At 27.9% G+C, this 24,822-nt stretch carries 26 protein-coding genes; 2 read left to right on the top strand and 24 right to left on the bottom strand.

The features are described 5' to 3' along the window. Positions 1-16: 16 nt before the first annotated feature. From EV215_RS08085 to EV215_RS07985, 21 genes are all read right to left on the bottom strand, one after another. Positions 17-2,056 (bottom strand): chemotaxis protein CheA, encoded by a 2,040-nt coding sequence (locus tag EV215_RS08085; protein WP_134113501.1) that lies wholly within the window; start codon positions 2,054-2,056, stop codon positions 17-19. Positions 2,057-2,074: 18 nt separating this feature from the next. After that, positions 2,075-3,151 carry a protein-glutamate methylesterase/protein-glutamine glutaminase gene (locus EV215_RS08080; RefSeq protein WP_208320359.1) on the bottom strand — a complete coding sequence of 359 codons (1,077 nt, stop codon included), beginning with the start codon at positions 3,149-3,151 and terminating at the stop codon, positions 2,075-2,077. A gap of 5 nt (positions 3,152-3,156) precedes the next feature. Next, positions 3,157-4,038, bottom strand: coding sequence for a MinD/ParA family protein (locus EV215_RS08075; protein ID WP_134113499.1), 882 nt, complete (start codon positions 4,036-4,038; stop codon positions 3,157-3,159). 1 nt (position 4,039) lies between these two features. Then, positions 4,040-5,368, bottom strand: coding sequence for a flagellar biosynthesis GTPase FlhF (gene flhF, locus EV215_RS08070; protein WP_134113498.1), 1,329 nt, complete (start codon positions 5,366-5,368; stop codon positions 4,040-4,042). Then, positions 5,368-7,437: a flagellar biosynthesis protein FlhA gene (gene flhA, locus EV215_RS08065; protein WP_134113497.1), complete on the bottom strand. Its 2,070-nt coding sequence runs from the start codon at positions 7,435-7,437 to the stop codon at positions 5,368-5,370. The genes flhF and flhA overlap by 1 nt, the downstream gene beginning before the upstream one ends. A gap of 16 nt (positions 7,438-7,453) precedes the next feature. Continuing rightward, a complete protein-coding gene (gene flhB / locus EV215_RS08060; protein WP_166667383.1) occupies positions 7,454-8,539 on the bottom strand; it encodes a flagellar biosynthesis protein FlhB in 1,086 nt (361 codons plus the stop codon). A gap of 12 nt (positions 8,540-8,551) precedes the next feature. Further along, on the bottom strand, positions 8,552-9,334 hold the full coding sequence (gene fliR, locus EV215_RS08055) for a flagellar biosynthetic protein FliR (protein ID WP_134113495.1): 783 nt from the start codon (positions 9,332-9,334) through the stop codon (positions 8,552-8,554). A 2-nt stretch (positions 9,335-9,336) separates the two neighbouring features. Next, on the bottom strand, positions 9,337-9,603 hold the full coding sequence (fliQ, locus tag EV215_RS08050; RefSeq protein ID WP_134113494.1) for a flagellar biosynthesis protein FliQ: 267 nt from the start codon (positions 9,601-9,603) through the stop codon (positions 9,337-9,339). Positions 9,604-9,612: 9 nt separating this feature from the next. Further along, positions 9,613-10,350, bottom strand: a complete 738-nt coding sequence (fliP, locus tag EV215_RS08045; RefSeq protein WP_134113493.1) for a flagellar type III secretion system pore protein FliP — start codon at positions 10,348-10,350, stop codon at positions 9,613-9,615. Beyond that, positions 10,334-10,717, bottom strand: a complete 384-nt coding sequence (locus tag EV215_RS08040; protein WP_134113492.1) for a flagellar biosynthetic protein FliO — start codon at positions 10,715-10,717, stop codon at positions 10,334-10,336. The genes fliP and EV215_RS08040 overlap by 17 nt, the downstream gene beginning before the upstream one ends. A 1-nt stretch (position 10,718) precedes the next feature. After that, positions 10,719-11,087, bottom strand: coding sequence for a response regulator (locus tag EV215_RS08035; RefSeq protein ID WP_134113491.1), 369 nt, complete (start codon positions 11,085-11,087; stop codon positions 10,719-10,721). A gap of 14 nt (positions 11,088-11,101) precedes the next feature. Then, positions 11,102-12,313, bottom strand: a complete 1,212-nt coding sequence (gene fliY, locus EV215_RS08030) for a flagellar motor switch phosphatase FliY (protein ID WP_134113490.1) — start codon at positions 12,311-12,313, stop codon at positions 11,102-11,104. Positions 12,314-12,316: 3 nt separating this feature from the next. Beyond that, entirely contained in the window at positions 12,317-13,306 is a 990-nt protein-coding gene (fliM, locus tag EV215_RS08025; protein WP_134113489.1) for a flagellar motor switch protein FliM, read from the bottom strand. 22 nt (positions 13,307-13,328) lie between these two features. Then, positions 13,329-13,865, bottom strand: coding sequence for a flagellar basal body-associated FliL family protein (locus tag EV215_RS08020; RefSeq protein WP_134113488.1), 537 nt, complete (start codon positions 13,863-13,865; stop codon positions 13,329-13,331). 1 nt (position 13,866) lies between these two features. Continuing rightward, positions 13,867-14,727: a flagellar motor protein MotB gene (locus EV215_RS08015; protein WP_134113487.1), complete on the bottom strand. Its 861-nt coding sequence runs from the start codon at positions 14,725-14,727 to the stop codon at positions 13,867-13,869. A gap of 2 nt (positions 14,728-14,729) precedes the next feature. Next, positions 14,730-15,500 (bottom strand): motility protein A, encoded by a 771-nt coding sequence (locus tag EV215_RS08010; protein WP_134113486.1) that lies wholly within the window; start codon positions 15,498-15,500, stop codon positions 14,730-14,732. Positions 15,501-15,512: 12 nt separating this feature from the next. Continuing rightward, on the bottom strand, positions 15,513-15,704 hold the full coding sequence (locus tag EV215_RS08005; protein WP_134113485.1) for a flagellar FlbD family protein: 192 nt from the start codon (positions 15,702-15,704) through the stop codon (positions 15,513-15,515). Between the two features lie 85 nt (positions 15,705-15,789). Beyond that, positions 15,790-17,556, bottom strand: coding sequence for a flagellar basal-body rod protein FlgF (gene flgF, locus EV215_RS08000; protein WP_134113484.1), 1,767 nt, complete (start codon positions 17,554-17,556; stop codon positions 15,790-15,792). Between the two features lie 109 nt (positions 17,557-17,665). Further along, positions 17,666-18,049, bottom strand: a complete 384-nt coding sequence (locus EV215_RS07995; RefSeq protein ID WP_134113483.1) for a TIGR02530 family flagellar biosynthesis protein — start codon at positions 18,047-18,049, stop codon at positions 17,666-17,668. 20 nt (positions 18,050-18,069) lie between these two features. Further along, positions 18,070-18,576 carry a flagellar hook assembly protein FlgD gene (locus tag EV215_RS07990; RefSeq protein WP_134113482.1) on the bottom strand — a complete coding sequence of 169 codons (507 nt, stop codon included), beginning with the start codon at positions 18,574-18,576 and terminating at the stop codon, positions 18,070-18,072. 9 nt (positions 18,577-18,585) lie between these two features. Then, the gene (locus EV215_RS07985; protein WP_134113481.1) at positions 18,586-19,809 is read right to left on the bottom strand and encodes a flagellar hook-length control protein FliK; all 1,224 of its coding nucleotides are present in this window, start codon (positions 19,807-19,809) and stop codon (positions 18,586-18,588) included. 144 nt (positions 19,810-19,953) lie between these two features. On the opposite strand from EV215_RS07985, the gene EV215_RS07980 reads away from it, so the two are divergent. Continuing rightward, positions 19,954-21,678: a YgiQ family radical SAM protein gene (locus EV215_RS07980; RefSeq protein ID WP_134113480.1), complete on the top strand. Its 1,725-nt coding sequence runs from the start codon at positions 19,954-19,956 to the stop codon at positions 21,676-21,678. Next, on the top strand, positions 21,675-22,988 hold the full coding sequence (gene der / locus EV215_RS07975) for a ribosome biogenesis GTPase Der (protein WP_134113479.1): 1,314 nt from the start codon (positions 21,675-21,677) through the stop codon (positions 22,986-22,988). Before EV215_RS07980 ends, der begins: the two co-directional genes overlap by 4 nt. Positions 22,989-23,006: 18 nt before the next feature. Here der and EV215_RS07970 read toward each other — a convergent pair whose 3' ends face one another. The 3 genes from EV215_RS07970 to EV215_RS07960 are packed head-to-tail and all read right to left on the bottom strand — an operon-like array spanning position 23,007 to position 24,822. Beyond that, positions 23,007-23,723 (bottom strand): biotin--[acetyl-CoA-carboxylase] ligase, encoded by a 717-nt coding sequence (locus EV215_RS07970; RefSeq protein WP_134113478.1) that lies wholly within the window; start codon positions 23,721-23,723, stop codon positions 23,007-23,009. Positions 23,724-23,734: 11 nt separating this feature from the next. Continuing rightward, complete coding sequence (locus EV215_RS07965) at positions 23,735-24,298, bottom strand: RNA methyltransferase (RefSeq protein ID WP_134113477.1); 564 nt, start codon at positions 24,296-24,298, stop codon at positions 23,735-23,737. Beyond that, complete coding sequence (locus EV215_RS07960) at positions 24,295-24,822, bottom strand: gamma carbonic anhydrase family protein (protein ID WP_134113476.1); 528 nt, start codon at positions 24,820-24,822, stop codon at positions 24,295-24,297. The genes EV215_RS07965 and EV215_RS07960 overlap by 4 nt, the downstream gene beginning before the upstream one ends.

Here is a 24,822-nt window from a genome sequence, read left to right as displayed (position 1 = left end):
CCCTAGAAAAATTTTATTAAACTAAAGTTAACACATCTAATATGAGCGCAACCTCTCCATTTCCTAGTACAGTTGCTCCTGTTATACCTTTAGTTCCTTGGAACATTTTTCCAAGAGATTTTATTACTATCTCTTGTTGCCCAATAAGCACATCTACTATAAACCCAATTTTTTTATTTCCCGCTTTTACTATGACTACAGTATTTCTATCTTCTATTTCTGGTTTTTCTGTTTTTACTTCTAAAATACTTGAAAGATTTAAAATTGGTACAATTTCACCTCTTAAAAGTATAACTTTTTCATTTTGAACTGTTCTAATATCTTCTTTAGCTATATCAATTGTTTCAACTATGTTCGCAAGTGGTATTGCATAAACTTCTTCTTCTAATTTTATCATTAATGCTTCTATAATTGCAAGTGTTAATGGTAATTTAATTCTAGTTTCAGTTCCTTTATCAACTTCGGAACTCATTTCAATACTACCACTTAAAGCTTCTATTTTTGTTTTTACAACATCCATACCTACTCCACGCCCAGATAAATCTGTAATTTCTGAAGCTGTTGAAAAACCTGGTGCAAAAATTAAATTCAATTTTTCTTCATGAGACAATTTTTCAACTTCTTCTAGAGTAAGAATTCCTTTCTCTATTGCTTTATTTGCTAATACTTCTGTATCCATTCCTTTACCATCATCTTTAATAGTAATTACTACTGAGTTTCCTTCATGTTCTGCCTTCAATAAAATAGTTCCTGTTCTTGGTTTCCCTTTACTTTCTCTTTTATCAGGAAGCTCTACTCCATGATCAACTGAATTCCTAATAAGATGCACTAATGGATCTCCAATTTCATCAATAACTGTTCTATCTAATTCTGTTTCTTTTCCTTCTATTATCAAATCTATATCTTTTCCTAAATCTTTTGAGAGATCTCTGACCATTCTAGGGAATCTATTGAATACAGTTTCTATTGGTACCATTCTTACTTTTGTTACAACTGCTTGTATATCAGAAGTCACTCTATCTACATGTGATAACGTTTCTGAAAGATCTTGAAGATTATACTCTAAACCTAACTGTGCAAGTCTTGTTTTATTTATAACTAATTCTCCCACTAAGTTCATTAATAAATCCAGCTTTTCTGTATCTACTCTTACAGTTGTTGTTGTTTTCTTAACCATACTTTTTGATTTTTTAACTTTATTTTGCTTTTCAGATATTTTTTTAACTGCTTTAATTTCTCTAGCCTCTGTTTTTTCCGACATATTTATATCAATATCTGATACTAAGACATCTTTTACTTCACTTACTTCTAAAATAGAATTTTTTATTTCTTCTATACTTTTCTTTGATATAAATGCAACTAAGAAACTATTATCAAATTTTTCTTCTTCTAATTCTTGAACACTAGGAATAGATTTAATTACTTCTCCTATTTCTTCTAAATTTCTAAAAACCATATAAGTTCTAGCTGCTTTTAATAAACACCCTTCATCTAATTCTACTTTTATTAAATACGGTGCCATCTCTTTCCCTTTACCTGCTGCTAAAATCTCTTTTTCATATTCATTAAATTCTACTTGCTCATCGATTTCTTTTTCAGCTTGTATTTCTTCTTTTTTTTCTTCTGGTGTTTCTTTTTTTTCTATTTTAGACGATGGTTTTGTTGTGGTTTTACCCGCTCCTTTTACCATTTCGTCTAATTTAGACATCAAATCAGATACCTCTGTTGTTTCTTGTCCTGTTTCAATTACTTCATCGACTAATAAATTTAAAGTATCTAAACATTCAAATAAAATATCCACTGTTGTCCCATCTGCAATAGAAACACCATTTCTTATATTATCTAATACATTTTCCATATGATGTGTAAGCTCTGCTATTCTATTAAAACCCATTGTTGCAGACATACCTTTTAACGTATGTGCTGCTCTAAAAATCTCGTTTACTATTTTTACATCTTCTGTATCTTGTTCAAATTCTAATAATGAATCATTCATAAGTTGTAAATGTTCTCTTGATTCATCAATGAATACTGACATATATTGTGACATGCTCATAAAATATTCCCCCTATTACTATTTAATATGTTTTAAAATATACTCAGGTATTTTTTCTAAATCAGCGACGTATTCTACACCACCTAATTCATCAGCTACTCTAGGCATTCCATATACCACACAAGTTTCTTTACTTTGACCTATAGTAATACCTCCTAATTCTCTAATTTTTTTAATACCTTCTGCTCCATCTTTACCCATTCCAGTCATAATTACAGCAATTAATTTTTTCATATCATAATTTTTAATTAATGAGTTATACATAACATCAACCGAAGGTCTATGCCCTTGACTTGGCGGATCTAAATTTAATTTTATTGTTTCTTTATCTTTTGATAAAGTCATGTGATGGCTTCCTGGGGCAATATATGCTACACCTCTTTCAACTTTATCTCCATCTTGGGCTTCTCTAACTTCGATATTTGATAATTCATTCAATCTATCAGCTAAAGATTTTGTAAATTTAGGTGGCATATGCTGAACTATTAATATACCTGCATCAATATCTTCTGGTATTTTAGGTATAATCGTTTGTAATGCTTTTGGACCGCCCGTTGATATTCCTATACTTACTATTTTAGAAGGTTTCTTATGTCCTTTATGTAATTCTTTTTTAGCTTTCTTTTTTAATATACTTGAAAAACTAATTTTTTCTTCTTTACTTTTTTTGACTTTATTAACTTTTAATAAATTAATATTAGCCTTTTTAGCTTCCTTTACCATTTGGATAAGTTCATCAGATATTTTTTCTATATTTAAAGATACACTTTTCCCATCTGGCTTTGATAAAAAATCAAACGCTCCATTTTCGAGAGCTTCTATTGTTTCCTTTGCGCCTTCTGTTGTTAAGCTACTTAGCATTATCACTTTTGTTGGTTTTGTGTTCATAATTTCTTTTAAAGCTTCTAATCCATTCATAATTGGCATTTCTACATCTAAAGTAATAACATCTGGATTTAATTTTAAATTCATTTCAACTGCTTCTTTTCCATTTTTAGCACTACCTACTACTACTATTTCATCATCTTCTTCTAATATTTTTCCTATTATTTTCCTCATAAATAAAGAATCATCTACTATTAGAACTTTTATCATTTTCATCACCCACTCGAACTTTTAAACCATTTTCTAAATTTATCAATTAATGTCTCCTCTTTTCCAACAATTTTAGTATCTGTAATTTTCGACAATATATTTTTTACACATGTACTTGCTTTTGAATCTGGATAATATATCGTAAACGGTGTCTTTTTATATATTGTTTTTCTTACTGATACATCTTCAAAGATATATCCAATATCTTTTATATCAACTTTTAAAAATCTTTTTGTTGTGTTAATCAAAACTTTAGAAGCTTGTATATATTCATTTTCACTCTTAACTCTATTTATAATTAATCCAACTTTTTCTAAATTACCATTTTCTTTTAATATTTTTATTATACTATATGCATCTGTTAATGAAGTTGGTTCTGACGTTGTTATTACTAATATTTCATCTGCTATTTCTAAAAAAGCAGTAACGTTTTTAGAGATTCCAGCGCCTGTATCTATAATTATTATATCATAAATTTCATCTAATTTTTGAATTTTTATTAAAATTTCTTCTCTTTCTATATCTGTTAGTTCTGCTAATTCTAAAAAACCATTCCCCCCTGATATAAAATCTATTTTAAATGGTCCTTTTATTATTACTTCTTCTATCTTTTTTTTATTTGTTATAATATCATTTAATGTATATGAAGGTGTTACTCCTAACATTATTTCTACATTTGATAAACCTAAGTCAGCATCTATAACTAATATTTTTTTCCCGCTTTTAGCTAAAAGAGCTGCCAAATTAACACTTAGGCTAGTTTTTCCTACTCCTCCTTTTCCAGAAGTAACAGCCAATATTTTTGCATGTTTAAAACTATTTTTATCTAAATTTAAATCTTTCTCTTTAACTATTCTTCTTAAATTAGCTGCTTGATCTATTGCCATTTTAATTTATCCCCTCAATAAATATTTCTTTTAATTTCCCTTTCGTTGCTATTTCTATATCATCAGGCACTGTTTGTCCTGTAGTAATAAACGATATTGGTATATTATATTTTTTCATTATTGTAAGTATTGAGCCTACACTACTTGTTTCATCTATTTTTGTAAAAATAATACTTGAAAATCCTATATATTTAAATTTTTCAATTGTTTCATATAACACTTTTAACTTTGAGGTTGCACTCATTACAAGAACAACTTCTATTTCACTTCCTATATTTTCTACATACTCTTTAAGTTCATTCATTTGTTCTGTATTTTTCGGACTTCTTCCCGCTGTATCCATGAGAACAATATCTTTATCTTTAAATTTTTCTACCGCTTTAATTAAATCCTCTGGCCTTTTAACTACTTCTACCGGAACTCTCATTATATTAGCATATGCTTTTATTTGACTAACTGCTTCCAGCCTATATGTATCAGCTGTTATAAAAGCCACTTCTTTTTCATTTCTCCAATTATTTGCTACTATTTTGGCACAAGATGTTGTTTTTCCTACCCCCGTAGGTCCTACAAGCATTAAAAACTTTTTATCTAGTACATTTTCAGAAGTTTTTATATGTTGTAAAAAATATTCTCCTAACCCTTCTTTAAAATTTTTTTTAGAATATCCTTTTTCAGTAAAAAAATTATTTATTTCTATCGCTATATCTTTTGGGATATCATTTTCCCTTAGTTTTTCAATAAATTCTTCTGTTTCATCATCAACATTAAAAAATTCTGTTTTTTCATTTCTTAACTCTCTTGATAATTCTTTTTGAATTTCTTTTTTTATATCTTCAAGATTAGGTTCATCTGTTTTTTCAATAAATGTAAAACTTTCTGTTTTTTCATTATTTTTTAAAGTTTCACTTAATGGTTTAAAATTATTTACTTCTTTTATTGAGATTTCCTCTTTAATTTTATCAATACTTTTAAAATTTTCTTTTTTAAATGGTGAATAAATACCAGTTTTTTTTTCTTCAGCATTATTTTCAGTATTATTCTCTATAGTTTTTTTTGCTGCATCTTTTAATGCTTGCAATAATTCAACATTACTCCCTGCTTTTATCTCTTTTTTTTGAATATAATCTTGTGTTTCTTCTAAACCATAAGTTACTTTTATTTTTTTCTTCCCAAAAAATCCAAATACTCCACCTTGTTTTATTTCTTTCTTATCAATCAATATCAAATTATTTCCTAATTCTTTTCTTGCTTTTGCATAGGCTATTCTGTATTCATCTTCTATATATGTTTTTACTTTTTTTAATTTAATATTTTTTATATCTAACATTACTCAACACTCACCATCCCAATTGCTTCAAGTTCAATATCTGCTATTATTTCATTATATGAAATTATTGCTATCCCTTTAAAATCTCTTTCTATTAATCCTCTAAGTGGTTTTCTTATTTCCGGTGCTACTAATATTACTGTCGGATATCCTGACATAACACATTTATTATTTTCTTCAGAAATACTCGATAATAATTTATTATTTGATACCGGATCTAGTGATATATAATTCCCTAATTCTGTTTCTTGTAAATTGTTTTTTAAAAATTCTTCTGTTTCTGGTGACAAAGTTAAAACTCTTAATTTTCCATCTGGGCCTTTAAATTCATTACAAATCTGCCTAGCTAATCCTATTCTTACATATTCTGATAAAGTTTCAATATTTTGTGTTAATTTTGAAGCATCAGCCATAGCTTCTAAAATCAAAGGTAAATTTCGTATTGAAATTCCTTCATTAAGTAAATTTTGTAAAACTGTTTGAATTTCTCCTAAATCAAATTTTTTAGGATATACTTCTTCTACAATCACATTATATTCATCTTTAATATTATCGATCAATTCTTTTACAGCTTCTCTATCTAAAATATCTGCTGCATGTCTTTTTATGGTTTCTGTAATATGTGTTGCTAATACAGAAGTTGGATCTACAACAGTGTATCCTAATAATTCTGCTTTTTCTCTTTGCTCTTCATTTATCCAAATAGCAGGAAGTTTGAAAGCTGGTTCAATAGTAGGAACTCCTACTATTTCTTCTTCTATATTTCCAGGATTCATGGCTAAATAACTCCCTATCATAATATCTCCAACTGCAACAACAGAAGATTTTATCTTTATGTTGTATTCATTTGGATTTAACTGCATATTATCTTTTATCCTCATATAAGGAATCATTATTCCCAATTCCATTGCCAATTGTTTTCTTATCATTGTTATTCTTTCAAGAAGATCTCCACCTTGTTCTTTATCTACAATCGGTATTAAACTATATCCCAATTCTAATTCCATTGGATCTACTTTTAATAAATTTTTAACTTCTTCAATTTGATTTTCTTCAGTATTTGATACATTTTCAATTTCTTCTTCTTCTGATTTTGCTTCTGCTTCTTTTATTGATTTTGTTAATATATATCCTAGTCCGCCTAAAAAAATCGAAAGTGAAAAAAATGATAATTTAGGCATCCCTGGTATTACACCTAAAATAAATAATGCTCCTGATATAAGGTATAAAATTTTAGGCTCTTGAAAAAATTGCTCAATTATATCAGTTCCAAAATCTGATTCTGAAGCACTTCTTGTAACAACCATACCTGTAGCTACTGAAATCAATAATGCTGGTATTTGACTGACTAGTCCATCACCTATAGTTAGTATAGTGTACGTAGAAGCTGCCTCTGCTAATCCTTCTCCTCTTAAAATTCCTACTAAGAATCCTCCTAATATATTTACAATAGTAATTATTATCCCTGCAATAGCATCTCCTTTAACAAATTTAGATGCCCCATCCATAGAACCATAAAAATCAGATTCCATTTGAATTTTTTTTCTTCTTTCTTTTGCTTCTTCTTCTGATATTATTCCTGCATTATAATCTGCATCAATACTCATTTGTTTCCCAGGCATAGCATCTAACGTGAATCTAGCTCCTACTTCTGCTACCCTTTCAGAACCTTTTGTTATAACTATAAAATTTATTACAACTAATATTACAAAAACAATAATCCCTATTACATAGTTTCCACCTACAACAAAATCACCAAAAGTTTTAATTAGTTTCCCATTAAAATTTAATCCTTGTAATAAAATAAGTTTTGTAGATGACATATTTAAAGCTAATCTATATAATGTTGTTACTAATAAAACAGATGGAAAAACAGAAAAATCAAGCGGTTCTTTTATATACATAGACAATAAAAATATCGTTATTGCAATAGTTATATTAAACGCTTGAAATGTATCTAGTAAAAAAGTAGGTATAGGCATAAAAAACATCAATATAACACCTATAAGACCTATTGGTATTAAAGTGCTAATCGAAGCATTTTTTATACCACTATCTAAAATTGCCATATTACTCTCCTTAACATTACTCTAAAATTACTGCTAGAATTTCAGCTACCGCTTGATAGTATTCTTCTGGTATTTCTTGATTTACTTCAACAATAGGGTACATTGCTCTTGCTAAAGGTTTATTTTCAATTAATGGAACATTATGTTCTTTTGCAATTTCTCTTATTCTTAAAGCCATAAAGTCTATTCCTTTTGCTACTACTTCTGGTGCTCCCATTCCTCTTTCATATTTCAATGCAATTGAAATATGTGTTGGGTTTGTTATAATCACCGTTGCTTCTGGTACTTTTTCTATCATTTTTTTATTCAATAAATCTTTTTGCATTTGTCTTAATTTTGATTTTATCTGAGGGTCTCCTTCAGTTTGTTTAAATTCATCTTTTACTTCTTGCTTAGTCATTTTCAACCCTTTTTCAAATTCCCATTTTTGATACATATAATCTATTAAAGCAACTATTAATAAAGCTACTGAAATTTTTATTATAACCGAAAAACATAAATTTAACATTAAAATAAAGTCATTTTCTACACTAAAAAAAGGTGCTTTTAAACTTTCTTCTAGCTTATCTTTTATTTCATAATAAGCATAAAAACCTATTAAAATTAATTTAATGATTGTTTTAGTTAATTCAATGATTTTCTTAATTGAAAACAATTGTTTAAGTCCATTTAAAGGATTTATTTTATTTAAATCAATTTTCAATGATTCTAATGTAAATATAAAACCAACTTGAACATAATTTATAATAAGCCCAATTGCTAATACACTTATCAAAATAGGAAAAACTGTTGTAAAAAACATTTCTGTAAATTCACTAATTATTTCTAAAATTTTTTCTTGAGTTAATTCTTTAAAAGTTAAATTACTAAGCTGCTTGGAAACGTAATTATTTATATTTACTAAAAAAAAAGTATTTGAATATCTTAATACAATTATTCCAACTAATAATGTTGCGATTTGACCTAAATCTTGACTTTTAGCTACTTGTCCTTTTTTTCTAGCTTCCTGTCTTCTCTTCGGTGTTGCTTCTTCTGTTTTATCTCCACTGCTATCTGCAAATAATTGAAGATTTATTTTTATTTTTAATATTTTTTTACTCATAATTAACCACATCTAACTATTAAATGCTATTTTAATAATTTCTCCTAAATGCAAATACATTTTTTCAAAAACATTATTAAAATACAAGATAAAAATTGGTATAAATTTAATTAATAATATTAATCCTACTATAATTTTTAAAGGCATTCCTATAAAAAATACATTCATTTGAGGTGCTATTCTTGACATTACACCTAAAACTACATCTACAGCTAATAATACCATTAAAATAGGCATTGCGACCTGTATAGATAGAATAAAACTATATATAAAAAATTTTATTAAAAATTCTGTTATCCCATTAATATTATAATTTAAATCACCAATTGGATATTTATAAAATGTATCAGCTAGCAAAAATAACACTTTTCTATGTACTCCATAAATAAAAAAAAGACCCATCAAAACCAAATACTTTATTTGTCCTAAAACAGGTATCTGAAATTGAGAAATAGGGTCAAAAACACTTGCCATTACTAATCCCATATTTACACTATATATTTGCGATGCTGTCTGAACAATAGAAAATATTAATAATATTACATAGCCTAAAATAGCTCCTAACAACATCTCTTTTATTAAAAATGATGTAAGATTTGAAAAAGTTATATCATAAAATTTTGATTCCTGTATTGCTAGAGAATTATATAATAATAAAGCAATAAAAGCAGATATACCTATTTTAACTTTTTGAGTAATCGCATTATGGCTAAATACTGGAGAAATAATAAATATTCCTGCTATCCTAGAAAAAATCAAAAGAAATATTATAACTTTTACATAAAAATTTTCCATTGTTACCCCAATCTAGATATCATTTTTATTAAATCTTTAGTGTATTCTATTAGAGTTACAAGCATCCATTGTCCCAATACAAATACCACAATGAATATTGAAATAATCTTAGGTATAAAACTAAGTGTCATTTCTTGGATCTGTGTAGTCGCTTGAAATATTCCTACAATCAAACCTACTAATAATCCTACAATTAGTATAGGCAAACTTATTTTTAAAATCGTCATAAGAGCACTAGTTATAAGCTCCATTATCATTTCTTCTGTCATTATCTTCTCCTAAAAGAAACTTTTTACTAAGGAATCTAATATTAAATTCCATCCATCTACCATAACGAAAACAACTAATTTAAACGGCATGGATATCATAGCTGGTGGGAGCATCATCATCCCTAAAGACATGAGTACTGTTGCAACAATCATATCAATTATGATAAATGGTATAAAAATAAGTATTCCTATTTCAAACCCTCTCGTTAATTCACTTATTAAAAATGCTGGTGTTACTACAAAAATAGAAATTTCTTCTCTATTTTTAGGTATATTACTTTTTGAAATTTTTAAAAACAATTCTAAATCTTCTGTTTTTGTTTGTTTTAACATAAATGTTTTTAAAGGTTTTTCTATATTTTTAAAAAATAATTGTTCACTTATTTTGTTATCTAAATAAGGATTAACTGCATTTTCTAAAATATCATTAAAAGTAGGTTGCATAATAAAAAACGTTAGTACTAAGGCTAATCCTACTAAGACTTGATTCGGAGGCATTTGTTGTAATCCTAAAGCTTGTCTAATAAAATGTAAAACGATTATTATCCTCACAAAAGCTGTCGTTAATATAATTATTGAGGGAGCAAGAGTTAGTATTGTCATAATTAGTAGTATTTGTAAACTTGCAACTAAGTTATTATTCCCAGCACCACTTCCAACTTTCAATTCTATTTGTGGAAATTCAATTGCTGCATAACTACTAATAGCAAATAAAACATAAAAAATACTACTAATTTTTTTTCTCATTTTCTGCTTCCCTCATCTTTTTAAGTTTTTCTTTAAAATTATTAATCTCGATATTCGAATTTTTATTTTTATAACTGTCTAAAAAAGAGGTAAACTCTTTTTTTTCAAATTCATCTTTTAAAAATAACTCATCAAATTCATCAATTTTTACAATACTGTTTTCTGATATACCTACTAAAATATATTTTTTATTGATTTCTATTAATGAAATATAACATTTTGCATTAAAATAATATCTGGTAATTTCATTTATTACATTACTTTTTTTATTTAATTTAATACCATTTTTTTTTAATGTGTACGAGATTATTACAAGTAACATTAAAATCAAAAATAATATCAAATTTAAAAAGTAGGTATTCCCCATACTAGCTTCCCATTACTTTAGATACTGCCTCTATAACTCTATCCGGTTGAAATGGTTTTACAATAAAATCTTTTGCTCCAGCTTGAATAGCATCAATTACCATAGCTTGTTGACCCATAGCACTACACATTATAATCTTTGCTCCTGGGTTTGATGACATAATCTCTTTTACAGCGCTTATTCCATCCATTTCCGGCATTGTTATATCCATTGTTACTAAATCAGGATTAAGTTCTTTAAATTTTGCTACTGCGATAGCTCCATTTTCTGCTTCGCCAACTATTTCATATCCCTCTTTTGTTAATATGTTTTTAATCATCATTCTCATAAAAGCAGCATCATCTACTATTAAGATTTTACCTTTAGACATTATAAATCCTCCCTTTACTGTACTTTATTAATTCTTTCCATTTTACTTACAATATCTGTTATTCTAACACCAAAACTTTCATCAATTACAACAACTTCACCTTTTGCTATTAATTTACCATTAACTAGTATATCTACCGGTTCACCAGCCAGCTTATCTAATTCTACTATAGAGCCCGCACCTAAGTCAAGTATTTCTTTTATAGGAAGTTTTGTTCTCCCTAATTCTACTGTTACTCTTAACGGAATATCCATTATCATATCTAAATTTGCATCAATGCTTGCTTGTGATGCTGTCCCAAAATTTTGAAATTGTGCTGGTTGTACATTATAATTTGGTTGATACATTGGCTGTGCTTGTGGTTGTGGTGGCGCTTGATACATTGGCTGTGCTTGTGGTTGTGGTGGCGCTTGATACATTGGTTGTGCTTGTGATTGTGGTGGTGCTTGATATGTCGGCTGCGCTTGTGGTTGTGGTGGCGCTTGATATGTCGGCTGCGCTTGTGGTTCTAATTTTTCTTCTTTTGGCGGTTCTGAAGTCGCATTCATCATACCAAACATTTCATCTATTAATTCTTTTGCAAAATTTATATCCATAATTTGATATATTTTTGTTTTTATTAAATTTTCAATTTCCATATCAAATGATACTGCTATAAATTCATCATTTGATTTAAAAAATTCTGTCTGATTTTTTATCTCTTCTGGATCAGTAACTGTTAATTGGGGGGGTAAAATATCTACTTCTTTTGAGAACATTCCAGCTAAAGAAGTTGCTGAAGAACCCATCATTTGGTTCATTGCTTCACTTACTGCACTTAAATAAATATCATCTAATTCTGCAGGTGGATTTGACCCATCATTTCCCATCATTAAATCACCAATTAATATTGCATCTTTTTTATCAATAATTAATATATTTAATCCTATAAACCCTGTTCTATATTCTATTTGACAAAGTACTTTCTCATCTGCTCCACTTTCTGAAATAAAATCATTATATGACATCACACTTACTTTTGGTGTTGTTATCTGAACTTCTTTAGAAAGTAAAGTTGATAAAGCCGTAGAAGATGACCCTAGCGAAATATTTCCTATTTCTCCTATTGCATCAGCTTCTTCTTTTGTCAAGTTATACCCAGAGCTATTACTTTCTTCCGGTTCATCACTTAAGTCCGTTCCAGCAAGCAAGGCATTTATTTCTTCTTGTGATAATACTCCTTCCACAGCTTATTCACTCCCTTCTTCTATAACTTCTTCAATTGATATCGCCATTTTTTTCCCTTGTAATCCAGGTAAAGCTTTAAATTTTTCTTTATTTCCAACTAATACCGATAACGATTTATCAATTGATGTATTTAATGATAATACATCTCCAACTTGTAACTTTATAAATTCATTAAAATTAATATCTATTTCTCCTAAATTTACAATCAATGGTACTTTTACTTTATTTAATCTTTCTCTAATAATTTCAAAATTTTCTTCTGTTTTTTCTTTTTTTAGATTTGAGAACCAATATTGTGCTGAAAGTTTAGATACTATAGGATCAATTAAAGGTGATGGATAGCAAATATTCATTATTCCTGATTTATTTCCAACTTTTATTTCAAAACTTATTACTACTACCATTTCATTTGGTCCCACAATTTGAATAAATTGAGGATTTGATTCCATTTGCTCTATCCTTGGCATTACTTCCGTTACATCTTTCCATGCTTCACTTAAATACCCTAAAATTTTAGATAATATTTTTTCCATAACTTTTGATTCTATATCTGTTGGCTCTCGATAAATTTCTAATTCTTTAAATCCATTTCCACCAAATAGCCTATCTATAATAGTATACGCTATACTTGGATTAATTTCAAGAATTGCACTTCCTTCTAAAGTTCCCATTTCATAAATAGTCAATAAAGTTAATTCTGGAATAGATCTAATAAATTCTTGATATGATATTTGATCTACTGAAGTAACTTGGATCTGAACACTAGTTCTTAATTGTCCTGATAACATTGTTGTTATTAATCTAGAAAATGTCTCGTGTATCATTTGTAATGTTCTTAATTGATCTTTAGAAAATTTATCTGGTCTTTTAAAATCATAAAGCTTTATTTTCTTTTCTTCTTCTTCAGATTTTGCTTTATCTATATCAACTTCACCTGTGGAGATTGCTGATAATAGTGCATCAATCTCATCTTGTGATAATACATCTGCCATTTACCTCACCACCTAACGTTGGCTATTGAATTAGTACATTACTAAATCTTATATTAATTAAATATTCTTTCCCTAAAACTTTGTTTACTTCGTCTTTTATCAATTCTCTAAGTTTAATAAAATCATTATCAGCTTTTAAATCAGCAATACTTTTACTCATCAAAATAGAGATAACTCTATCTTGAAGTATCACTTTATTCGTTTCTACTTCTGCTTTAATTTTTTCAAGTTCTTTAGCTTTTATTTTTGGACTATATTCAAAATATATACTAACAACTAAATATCTAGGATTATCTTCATTTAAATTTACAGTATAATCTCCAAAATAAGCTGTTTGTCCATATTCTATTTTTTCAACACTATCAACATTTGTATCCTTTTGAACCAGCTCTTGCTGATTATTTGCTTTACTACTTATTTTAGTTGCAACAAAAAAGGCTGTCGCTGTAGAAATAACAACTACAAGAATCGCTAAAGTAGCAATTATTAATGCTTTTACCAAAAAAGGAGTTCCTTTTTTTTCTGGTTCTTGAACATTATTTTTAGCTTCATCTGCCATACTAATTTCCTCCTTGGTCACTTACTACGGGATTTTCAGATGCTACTTTTTCTTGAAAGCGCTCATCTAAACTTTTAAGTATTACTATTACAACTCGTCTATTTTTTTGTCTTCCTTCTTTCGTATCATTTGTAGCTATTGGTCTAGTGTCTGCATATCCCGCTACAGACATTCTTTTTTCTATATTACTGTTTTTTGAAATAAAATATCTAAGAACTGCGATAGCTCTAGCTGTTGACAATTCCCAGTTACTTTTAAATTCTTTATTATTTATTGGAAGGTTATCTGTATTTCCTTCTATAATAATATTATTTTCTATATCTTTAATGTTATTATACACTATATCTAAAATAGGCTTCGCTTCTTTTCTTAAAAAAGCTTTTCCTAAATCAAATAACACTCTATCTCCTAAACTAATTTCTATTCCTCTTTCAGTTACTTTTACATTTGTGTCTTCATTTGTTATTTCTCCTAAATTCTTTTTTGTTTGTTTAGTTTGATTTTCTTTGTTTTGATTTTCCGTAGATTCACTAGAATTTTCATTTCTATTTTGTGTATATTCATCACCCGAGTACTTTTTTAATTCACCATCAATTTTTTTTGAAAGATATTGATATCTATATTCACTACCTTTATATTCTATTCTACTATTTGTAAGTAATTCATCTGGACTTATTGTTTTTCCACCTTTCATTACTCCCATTGTACCTTTAAAAGACATAATTAAATTTTTATACTTTTGAGAATCCACTGTAGAAAAAGCAAACAAAAGAACGAAAAAACAAAGTAATAACGTAACTAAATCACCATAAGTTCCCATCCATCCAGGTAAACCTTCAGGTGGACATTTTTTTTCTGCCATATTTATTCACCTTCTTCTTTAGATAAAGAAGCTCTTTCATCTGGCGATAAAAATGATTTTAACTTTTCCTCTAAAACTTTTGGATTATCTCCCGCTTGTAAAGATAATATACCTTCTATTGCCAATTCTCTAAAAGCAAGTTCTTTAGTATTATAAAATTCTAGTTTATTCGCAATAGGATCGCCTAGTGCATTTGCTAAAACTGATCCATATAAAGTTGTTATTAATGCTATTGCCATTTTAGGCCCTATTGTACTCGGATCATCCAAACTACCAAGCATTAGAATAAGTCCAATAAGTGTTCCTATCATTCCATATGCTGGACCTAATGATGCTATCGATTTAAATATAGATTTACCCAATTCATGTCTTTCTCCTGTAAAACCTACTTCTGTATCTAAAATATTTTTTACAAGCTCCGGATCTGTCCCATCTACAACAAGTTGAATTCCCTTTTTCAAAAAATCATCTTCTATTGTTTCTATATCTGCTTCAATTGCTAATAATCCTTCTTTTCTAGCTTTTTCAGAAAAACTAACTAATGTTGCTATAAGTCCTGCAGAGTCTGGAACTTGATTTTTAATTGCTTTCATCCCAATTTTTGGAAGTCCTAATACTACATTTAAAGGAAATGACATAAATAATGCTCCAAACGTTCCTCCCGCAACTATTAAAAATGAAGGTGGATCTATAAATGGTCCAAAATTAAATCCCATTCCCATTGACATTAGTGCAAATATTAAAACAAATCCAACTATTGTAGCAATATCCATATTCTTAGCCTCCTATATAAGCTGTATACTTTTCCTATATTTAATTATTTTTTCTATAATTTCTTCTTTTTTTTCATTAACTAAAAACTTTTTACCTGTAGTTAAATTTATCACTGTATCTGGATTTTCTTCTATTGTTTCAATTAATTCAGCATTTATTACAATTTCTTTTTTTTCTTTGCCTAATTTTGTTAAGAGTATCATTTTACTCCCCCTATATTATATCATTATTTATTATCAAAATCTAGCATTTTAATAAAATAGCGGGAGCGTTTACCCGCTACTTAATTTATCTTTTTAAATTAATTACATTTTCTAATATTTGATCTGATGTAGAGATTGTTTTTGAATTTGCTTGGAATCCTCTTTGAGCAATAATCATATCAGTAAATTCTTGTGCTAAATCGACATTAGACATCTCTAGAGCTCCTGCAACAACTTTTCCTGTTCCTGCCGTTCCCGGCGAAAGAACCATTGCTTCTCCTGAATTTGAAGTTTGTTTAAATGCACTTCCACCTATATTTTGTAATCCTTCTGAATTAGTAAATTTAGCTAATGCAATCTTACCTATTGTTTGTTCATATCCATTAGAATAGAATCCCATAATATCTCCAGAATCTGTAATATTGAACGTTTCTAATTCTCCCATTCCATATCCATTTTGAGATTCTAATGTAATTGTTGTTTGTGCTGCAAATTGAGTAACATTATTAAAGTTTAAACTAATTTCAAGTGGTGATGCTCCTCCTTCTGGCGGTGGCGCTGATCCTTTTTCTGCTGGGTCAAATATAAGTTTTTCATCAAATTGACTGTTCATTATTTGTCCTTTTTTAGGTCCGCCTGGAACTTCTGCGCCTCTAAATCTTACTACTCCATTTGCATCCATACTGTATTCACTATTTACATCTCCATATGTAACTTGTCCTGTTGTTGGATCTACAACTCCATTCTCAAAATACATTGCTGTTACCCCTTCTGGCCAAGTTGTTTGATCATTTGGATCTGCATACTTATATTTTCCGTTTATTTGTCCTACCGAATCAAACGTAACAAATCCTTTACCATTTTTCACTGGTTCACCACTTCCTGAAGTAACATCAAAATCCCATACATTCTCTGCTAATTTAGTATATTTAATACCCAAAGTATGTGTTTTCCCTAGCGAATCATAAACTTCACTAGATGTAACATAAGAGTTTTCTGTAAATGAAGCAGTCTTTTTATTTTTCACATCAGCTATTTCAGAGAATGTTATTTTACCAGCTACTGGTGAATTTATTAATACTCCATTTGCGTTTTGAATAGGGATTGTTTCACTTGGAAAACTTCTTTTAATATTTCCATCTTCATCAAGTTGAAAAGCTCCTTGTCCTACTATTCCTTCTCCTTGAGCTTTCCAATACCATTTATCTGAATTTTTATCATAAGAAAACTTTATACCTACATCTACCTTTTTCCCTGTTCCACTCAGATCATCTACTGATAAAGTAAGATCTGATATCCCTGCTTTTTGTTGTAAATTTCCTGTATAATTTAAAGTATCTGTAGCTTTTCCTGGAAGAGAACTCCCTACTCTAATCTGTAAATCACCTAATGGTGTAGTTGAGTCTATCCCCATAGTTCCATCTTCTCTTACTGTAGCTTGCCAACCCTGTACTTTCATTCCACTAGGGGTTACTAGATTCCCATTTGCATCTAAATTAAAATTTCCTGCTCTTGTATAAAATCTACTATTTCCTTCTTTTAAAATAAAAAAACCATTTCCATCAATTCTTAAATCTGTTTTTCTTCCTGTAGTTTGTTGAGCCCCAGATTTAAAATCCGTATTAATACTAGATACAGATGTTCCAAGGCCAATTGCTGAAGGATTTGTACCTCCTCTTCCCTCTACAGGTCCTCTAGCTCCTTTCAAAGTTCTTGTCATTGTTTCTTCAAAATTAACACTAGATCTCTTAAACCCAGCTGTATTTACGTTTGCAATGTTGTTTCCAACTACATCAAGTTTAGTTTGGTGGGCTTTCAATCCACTAATACTTGAATATAATGCTCCTAACATATTTTTCCTCCTTTTATCATCTCAGTCGTTCAATGATTAAAGGCTTCCTTTTCAGGTCCAGCCTATTCATTTTAGAGAAAAACAAGGTAATAATTTAAACAATACAGAATTAAACTAATGCTAGACTATCTATATTAGTAAATAAATTGTCTTTTAAATTTGGTTCATCCACGATAGTTACAACAGTATTATTTTTTATACTTATTACATAAGCTCTATTTTTTGCTATAACAACTGAATCTCTACACCCTTTTTCTCTTAGTTTTTTCACTCCTTCTTGTACCTTCTTAAGTTCTTCCTCTTTTATCTCCATTCTTCTGCTCTCTATTCTTTTTTGTGCGTGTGCAGAAAATTTCAATTTTTTTTCATTTTCTAAAACATTTTCAAAAGCCACTGATGGCTTGTTTCCGTGGTTGTTTTTATTGCTATTGTCTATGTTATTATTTACACTCTTCAATCCCTGAATATAAGTTGAATTTAAAAGCCTAGCCATAACACACCTCCTTATCTAACTTAAGAAAGGTCTATAACATTTTTAGGAAGCGACTCTTTTTTACTATCAGTTTTGCCTTTTTCTTCAAATTTTTCTTTTGACAATGCTACAATAGTTTCTAACGGTATTTTTATTTCTTGGTTTTCTGAATCAATTACATTAGCAAACACTTGACCATTTTCCAAATGCGTACTTTTAATTTGACCTACTACTTCTTCACCGTCTATTTTTGCTCTTGTATATTTCCCTATCATTTGAGCACTTGAACTTAATGTATTTAATGTTTGAAATCTTAACATTGAATTAAAAGATTTATTTAAATTTTCTCCTTGTTCAAGCGCTGAAAATTGAGCCATTTGAGCAATTGATTCTGTATTTGTTTTAGGGTCTAAAGGGTCTTGATTAGTCATTTCAGCTACTAAAAGCTTCATAAAATCATCTTTTCCTAATTGTTGAGATTCATTAACTACTGGAGAGCTTTCTTGTAATTCTTTTGGTATTTTTAATCCTGTATTTGTTATTTGCATTATTACCTCCTAAACTACTATATTTACTCCATTTTTAGTGATATTATTATTTAATCTTGCTGTTGATTCTACAGCATTTAAATGTATATCATTTATAATTGGAGTATTAGTATTGTTATCGTTTGCTAAAAATTGATATCTTTCTCTAAAATTATTTTGATTATTTTGATTATTTTGATTATCGGAAGATACATATACATTTACTTCTTGTGCATCAATTCCTTGTTTTAAAAGATTTTCTTTTAAATCATTAAACTTGTTTTCTATTATTTCTTTTACTGTTTGATTTTGTACTACAAACTCTGCTTTCATTATATTATTCTCGATTTTAAACTTTACTTCTACTTCTCCAAGTTCTTCTGGTTTTAATTTAATTTTCATCTCTTTTAATTGAGAATTATAATTAACTTTTAAACCATTTTCTATTTGCTCCATTACTGTTTCATATGTAATACTTTGATTAGGTGCAAATACTTTTTCTGTTCCTTCTTTTGTTTTTAATTCAAAATTCATATTTTTTGAATCAATATTAGTTATTTGAATCTCATCATCTTTGTTTTTTTTGTTTACTTTTTTTAATCCATAAGATGATATAAATGCTAAATCATTTCTCCCTTTTACATCTGTTTTAGAAAATTGAACTTGGCTATCAGAATTTAAACCTTCACCTATAAAAACATCTTTATTATTTTCATGTTTTTTTACTCTAATTTTATTTTTCTGAAAAATATCATCATTATTTTTTACTTTAGATTTAGTTGCTAGTTCTTTCCCTGCTATTAATTCTGTTGCAACTTTTTGTTTTTCAGAACTTAATTCTTTTATCTTAAGACCTTCATCTTTTGATAAAATTTCATTAGAGTTAGCGAGTTTAATTCCTAATTGAGCTCTAGATATTCTATTGCCAATGTCCTTTGTACTAGTAGTTTTTATCTCTGCTATTTTCGTATCACTTGATTTTTCATTAGCGTTTGCTAATAAAATTCCTGCTAAAACTTCTTTTGTAACATCTTTATCTGTGTGTTTTTTAGCATCAACTAGTTCTTTATTTGTGATATTAAGAATGTTATTTTTATTTGCTTCAAGTAAACTTTTTTTATTTTTAGTAGTGTTAAATATTTTAGTAAAATCAAATATCTTTTTACCATTCTTAATATCTTTAGTACTCACTTTACTACTAGTAACTTTTTCTACACCAGATATATTGGGAGTTTGCAATATGTTTGCTTCCATACTTCACCTCCTATATACCCATTCCAATTATCGACATATAAGATTTTTTTTTTACTTCTTTTTTATAAAATTATTATTATTTTTTCTTAAAATTTGTGGTATAATATGAAATGTTTTGTAGAAACAATTAATTTTTAAGGAGTAATGATGTTTATCCCAACAACTAAAGAAGAATTAAAATTTTTAAAATGGAATCAACTGGATATTATCTTAATATCTGGCGACACATATATTGATAGTTCTTATAATGGAAGTGCCGTTATTGGAAAATATCTTATTAGTCAAGGATATAAAGTAGGAATAATTGCGCAACCTGATATAAATTCTGATAAAGATATTACAAGATTGGGTGTCCCAAAACTTTATTTTGGGGTGTCTAGTGGCTGTGTAGATTCTATGGTAGCAAACTATACCGCTACAAAGAAAAAAAGACAAAATGATGATTTTACCCCTGGAGGTATCAATAACAAAAGACCTGATAGGGCTGTTATAAAATATGTTAATCTTATTCAAAGATATTTCAAAGGTGAAAATAAAAGACCTATTTTAATCGGTGGAATTGAGGCTAGTTTAAGAAGAATTGTTCACTATGATTTTTGGTCGAACTCTCTTAGAAAATCTATACTATTTAATTCAAAAGCTGATTATTTAATTTATGGAATGGGCGAAAAACCTATATTAGAATTTTCGAAAGCTATTGAAAATAATACTTCTCCTAACGATATAAGAGGGCTTTGTTATATATCAAATAAACCTAAAAATAACTTTATTGAATTACCTAGCTTTGAAGAATGTAAAAGCGATAAATATAAATTTATTGATGCTTTTAATAAATTTTATTTAAATAATGACCCTTTAACTGCAAAAGGCCTTTATCAAAAACATGATAATCGATATCTTATTCAAAATCCTCCAGCATATCATTTGACTACAAAAGAAATTGATTTTGTTTATGATTTAAAATATGAAAAAGATGTTCATCCTTTTTATAAAAAAGATGGAATAGTAAAAGCTCTTGATACTATTAAAAATTCTGTAACTACTCATAGAGGATGCTATGGTGAATGTAATTTTTGCGCTATTGCAGTCCATCAAGGAAGAACTATTATTCAAAGAAGTGAAGAATCTATTTTAAAAGAAATTGAATCCATTGCTTCTGAAAAAAACTTTAAAGGATATATTAATGATATTGGTGGTCCTACTGCAAATATGTATGGTATTGAGTGCGAAAAAAAATTAAAACTAGGTAGCTGCAAAAATAAAAGATGTATGTTTCCTAATACTTGTAAATCACTAAAGCCAAGTCATAAAAAATATAATTCATTACTTACAAAAGCACGTAAAATTAAAAATATAAAAAAAATATTTATAGCATCTGGTATAAGATATGATTTAATTTTAAGTGATAAGAACTTTGGTAATAAATTTTTAGAAAATTTAATTAAATATCATATTTCAGGACAATTAAAAATTGCTCCTGAACATAGCGAAGATAATATTTTAAATAAAATGGGAAAACAATCTAAAAATGTATTAGTTGAATTCAAAAATAAATTTTATGAACTAAATAGGGAATACAATCAAAAACAATTTTTAACATATTATCTTATTGCTGCTCACCCCGGATGTGATGAAAATGAAATGAAAAAGTTAAAAAAATTTGCTAGTAAAGAATTACGTGTAAATCCAGAACAAGTACAAATATTCACTCCGACACCTTCTACTTATTCTACCCTTATGTATTATACTGAAATCGATCCTTTTACTGGGAAAAAAATATTTGTAGAAAAAAATATAAATAAAAAATATAATCAAAAAAACATTTTAATAAATTCTAATAATTTTAGAAAAAAAAGGAGGTATAAATGAAACCAATTGTTGCAATTGTTGGTAGACCTAATGTAGGTAAATCAACTTTATTTAACAGACTTATTGGAGATAAAATTTCAATTGTTGCTGATACACCTGGAGTTACACGGGATAGATTATATAGAGAGTGTGAATGGACAGGAAAAGAATTTATGTTAGTAGATACCGGAGGGCTAGAACCTAGAAATAGTGACTTTATAATGGAAAACATTAAAAAACAAGCTGAAGTTGCTATGAATGAAGCACATGTTATAATTTTTGTAGTTGATGGAAGGGCTGGAATTACTGCTCTTGATGAAGAAATCGCAACTATTTTACGAAAAAAAAATAAACCTATTGTTTTAGCTGTAAATAAAATTGATAATTATATCAGTCAATTAGAAGATACTTATGAGTTTTACGGCCTTGGTTTTGAAAAACTTGTTCCTGTCTCTGCTGAACATAATACAAATTTAGGTGATATGCTAGATGCTGTAGTCGAAGATTTAGAACATATAAATTTACCTGAAGAAGAAGAAGGATTAAAGCTTGCAATTATAGGAAAACCAAATGCTGGTAAATCTTCTCTTGTTAATACACTTGTTGGTGAAGAAAGAACAATTGTAAGTAGTTTAGCTGGAACTACTAGAGATGCTATTGATACCCCTTTAGTATTTAACAATCAAAATTTTGTTCTTATTGATACAGCTGGTATTAGAAGAAAATCAAAAATTGAAGAAGATCTAGAATATTATTCTGTTCTTCGTGCTTTAAAATCAATAAAAAGAGCTGATTTATGTGTACTTATGATTGACGGAGTAGAAGGAATTTCTGAACAGGATAAACGGATTGCTGGAGTTGCCCATGAAGAACAAAAACCTATTATTATTTGTGTAAATAAATGGGATGCTGTTGATAAAAGTGAAATAAATAAAAAAACATATAGACAAATTTTAGAAAGTCATTTACCATTTTTAAGTTACGCCCCTATACTTTTTATTTCAGCTAAAAACGGTGAAAAGGTTTTAGATATTTTAACTCTTTCAATAAATATATATGAAGAATACACAAAAAGAATTACTACAGGACTTTTAAATACAGTATTAAATGAAGCTCTTATTCTTAATCCGCCACCTACTAGAAAAGGACATGCTATTAAGATAAACTTTGTAACACAAATTAGTACTGCACCACCAAAATTTGTATTATTCTGTAATTATCCAGAATTATTACATTTTTCCTATATGCGATATTTAGAAAATAAATTTAGAGAAGCTTTTGGTTTCGAAGGTTCTCCTATATCTTTTATTGTTAATAAAAAGGGAAGCTAAAAATAAAAAACTAGATGATTATTCTTCATCTAGTTTTTTTATACTTATTTCTCCAATATCTATTTTTTCTATATTATTATCTTTTTCAATTATTAATTTACCTGTAATATCTATTTCTTTTGCTCTAGCTTGATAGCTATTATTTATATTTTTTACTATAATTTCTTTGTTAAAAAGATAATTATAATTATTTATATATTCAAGTTGCTCTTTCCATCCATTATTTTTATAATTCGAAAATTCTTTTTCAAATTGTTCTATAACTTTTTTTATAATACTTTCTATATCAAATTCTCTTTCTGTTTCAAGCTTAAGAGAAGTTGCTATATCTTTAAATTTTCCAAAATTTGTATTATTTATATTTATTCCAATTCCTATAATAAATCTATTATTTATATTTTCTACTAATATTCCAGATATTTTTTTATTATTTAAATAAATATCATTTGTCCATTTAAACTTAAACTCTAAATTAACTATAGATTTTAAAACTTTTAAAACTGATATACCTACTATAAATGGAAGTTTAGTGTATTTTTCTATACTTAAATTATAATCTTTTAATAAAACAAAACTAAAAAGTGCTGCACCTTCATAAGAAGCCCATTCATTGCCTCGTCTTCCTCTTCCATTTGTTTGAGTTTTAGCTATAATAACTTCATCTCCAACTACTGTTTTTAAATTTTTAAGATAGTTATTTGTAGAATCTAGAGAATCAAATTTAATGATATTCAAATTATTCCTCCTTAATTATCTCCTAATAATCTATCTAATATTATAGATACCGCACTTCTAACAGACAAATGGTTATACTTGCCATCAGGTCTAATTGGATGAAGAATATAATCTGACATATCCATTATTTCTTGAGTTAATCCCCAACCAGTACCAAATAAAAGTAAATAAATATTGTTATCATTAAATATTTTTTCTGATAAATCCATATAAGATATTGAATTAGAAAATGTTTTAGCACTTGTTGTAATAATAAGTGGCTTTTTTCCTTCTTTTTTCTCTATTATCTCGATTAATTTTTCTACACTTTCTGTAATATAAGTGTTTTCAAATGCTTCTTCTCTATCTTTGTTAAATCCACCACTTTCACCATCTTGCCAATATCCTATAATTCTTTTAGTTAATTCAATTTGTGCATCTACTGGAGTAATAAGATGATATTCTTTTATATCATATGTTCTACAACTTCTAGAAATATCATGAATATCAAAATTAGTTACAGAAGTTGCAACTGTTTCTTTTCTTTTATTATATACTGGATAATGAACTAATGCTAAATATATTTTATCTCTCATTTTATCTCCTTAATCAATTCTTTTTTATACTTTTTACTAAGATCTAAGTATTCTTTATAATTTTTTTCTATATGCTCTCTTTCTTCTTTTATTAATTTTCTAATGCTTTTAGCTGGTGAACCAAGTATCAAAGTTCCTTCTTCTAATTTCGATTTTTTAGTTACTAAAGAGTTTGCTCCAACTATACAATTTTTAGGAATTCTACTATTATCTAAAATAGTTGTCCCCATTCCAATTATACAGTTTTTTTCTATATAACAACCATGTAAAATAACTCCATGTCCTATTGTTATATTTTCTTCCAAAATAATTGCTTTATTATAGTCATTATGTAAAATAGAATTTTCTTGTATATTACAATTTTTACCAATATATATTTTATCAAAATCTCCTCGAATAACTACTCCAGGCCATATATTTACATTTTCTGATATTTCTACATCTCCTATTATAGTTACTCCTTCAAATATATAGCTTTTTTTTGATATTTTAGGTTTTTTATTTCCTAAACTATATATTTTCAT

The sequence above is a fragment of the Hypnocyclicus thermotrophus genome, assembly GCF_004365575.1.
Lineage (GTDB): Bacteria > Fusobacteriota > Fusobacteriia > Fusobacteriales > Fusobacteriaceae > Hypnocyclicus > Hypnocyclicus thermotrophus.
This window is presented reverse-complemented; position numbering and strand designations above follow the sequence as displayed.

What these genes read in the sequence shown, in the direction of transcription:
- EV215_RS08085 (WP_134113501.1), bottom strand. Translation starts at nt 2,056, where the DNA reads ATGAGCATGTCACAATATATGTCAGTATTCATTGATGAATCAAGAGAA.
- EV215_RS08080 (WP_208320359.1), bottom strand. Translation starts at nt 3,151, where the DNA reads ATGATAAAAGTTCTAATAGTAGATGATTCTTTATTTATGAGGAAAATA.
- EV215_RS08075 (WP_134113499.1), bottom strand. Translation starts at nt 4,038, where the DNA reads ATGGCAATAGATCAAGCAGCTAATTTAAGAAGAATAGTTAAAGAGAAA.
- flhF (WP_134113498.1), bottom strand. Translation starts at nt 5,368, where the DNA reads ATGTTAGATATAAAAAATATTAAATTAAAAAAAGTAAAAACATATATA.
- flhA (WP_134113497.1), bottom strand. Translation starts at nt 7,437, where the DNA reads ATGGCAATTTTAGATAGTGGTATAAAAAATGCTTCGATTAGCACTTTA.
- flhB (WP_166667383.1), bottom strand. Translation starts at nt 8,539, where the DNA reads ATGAGTAAAAAAATATTAAAAATAAAAATAAATCTTCAATTATTTGCA.
- fliR (WP_134113495.1), bottom strand. Translation starts at nt 9,334, where the DNA reads ATGGAAAATTTTTATGTAAAAGTTATAATATTTCTTTTGATTTTTTCT.
- fliQ (WP_134113494.1), bottom strand. Translation starts at nt 9,603, where the DNA reads ATGACAGAAGAAATGATAATGGAGCTTATAACTAGTGCTCTTATGACG.
- fliP (WP_134113493.1), bottom strand. Translation starts at nt 10,350, where the DNA reads ATGAGAAAAAAAATTAGTAGTATTTTTTATGTTTTATTTGCTATTAGT.
- EV215_RS08040 (WP_134113492.1), bottom strand. Translation starts at nt 10,717, where the DNA reads ATGGGGAATACCTACTTTTTAAATTTGATATTATTTTTGATTTTAATG.
- EV215_RS08035 (WP_134113491.1), bottom strand. Translation starts at nt 11,087, where the DNA reads ATGTCTAAAGGTAAAATCTTAATAGTAGATGATGCTGCTTTTATGAGA.
- fliM (WP_134113489.1), bottom strand. Translation starts at nt 13,306, where the DNA reads ATGGCAGATGTATTATCACAAGATGAGATTGATGCACTATTATCAGCA.
- EV215_RS08020 (WP_134113488.1), bottom strand. Translation starts at nt 13,865, where the DNA reads ATGGCAGATGAAGCTAAAAATAATGTTCAAGAACCAGAAAAAAAAGGA.
- EV215_RS08015 (WP_134113487.1), bottom strand. Translation starts at nt 14,727, where the DNA reads ATGGCAGAAAAAAAATGTCCACCTGAAGGTTTACCTGGATGGATGGGA.
- EV215_RS08010 (WP_134113486.1), bottom strand. Translation starts at nt 15,500, where the DNA reads ATGGATATTGCTACAATAGTTGGATTTGTTTTAATATTTGCACTAATG.
- EV215_RS08005 (WP_134113485.1), bottom strand. Translation starts at nt 15,704, where the DNA reads ATGATACTCTTAACAAAATTAGGCAAAGAAAAAAAAGAAATTGTAATA.
- flgF (WP_134113484.1), bottom strand. Translation starts at nt 17,556, where the DNA reads ATGTTAGGAGCATTATATTCAAGTATTAGTGGATTGAAAGCCCACCAA.
- EV215_RS07995 (WP_134113483.1), bottom strand. Translation starts at nt 18,049, where the DNA reads ATGGCTAGGCTTTTAAATTCAACTTATATTCAGGGATTGAAGAGTGTA.
- EV215_RS07990 (WP_134113482.1), bottom strand. Translation starts at nt 18,576, where the DNA reads ATGCAAATAACAAATACAGGATTAAAAATACCAAAAGAATTACAAGAA.
- EV215_RS07985 (WP_134113481.1), bottom strand. Translation starts at nt 19,809, where the DNA reads ATGGAAGCAAACATATTGCAAACTCCCAATATATCTGGTGTAGAAAAA.
- EV215_RS07980 (WP_134113480.1), top strand. Translation starts at nt 19,954, where the DNA reads ATGATGTTTATCCCAACAACTAAAGAAGAATTAAAATTTTTAAAATGG.
- der (WP_134113479.1), top strand. Translation starts at nt 21,675, where the DNA reads ATGAAACCAATTGTTGCAATTGTTGGTAGACCTAATGTAGGTAAATCA.
- EV215_RS07965 (WP_134113477.1), bottom strand. Translation starts at nt 24,298, where the DNA reads ATGAGAGATAAAATATATTTAGCATTAGTTCATTATCCAGTATATAAT.
- EV215_RS07960 (WP_134113476.1), bottom strand. Translation starts at nt 24,822, where the DNA reads ATGAAAATATATAGTTTAGGAAATAAAAAACCTAAAATATCAAAAAAA.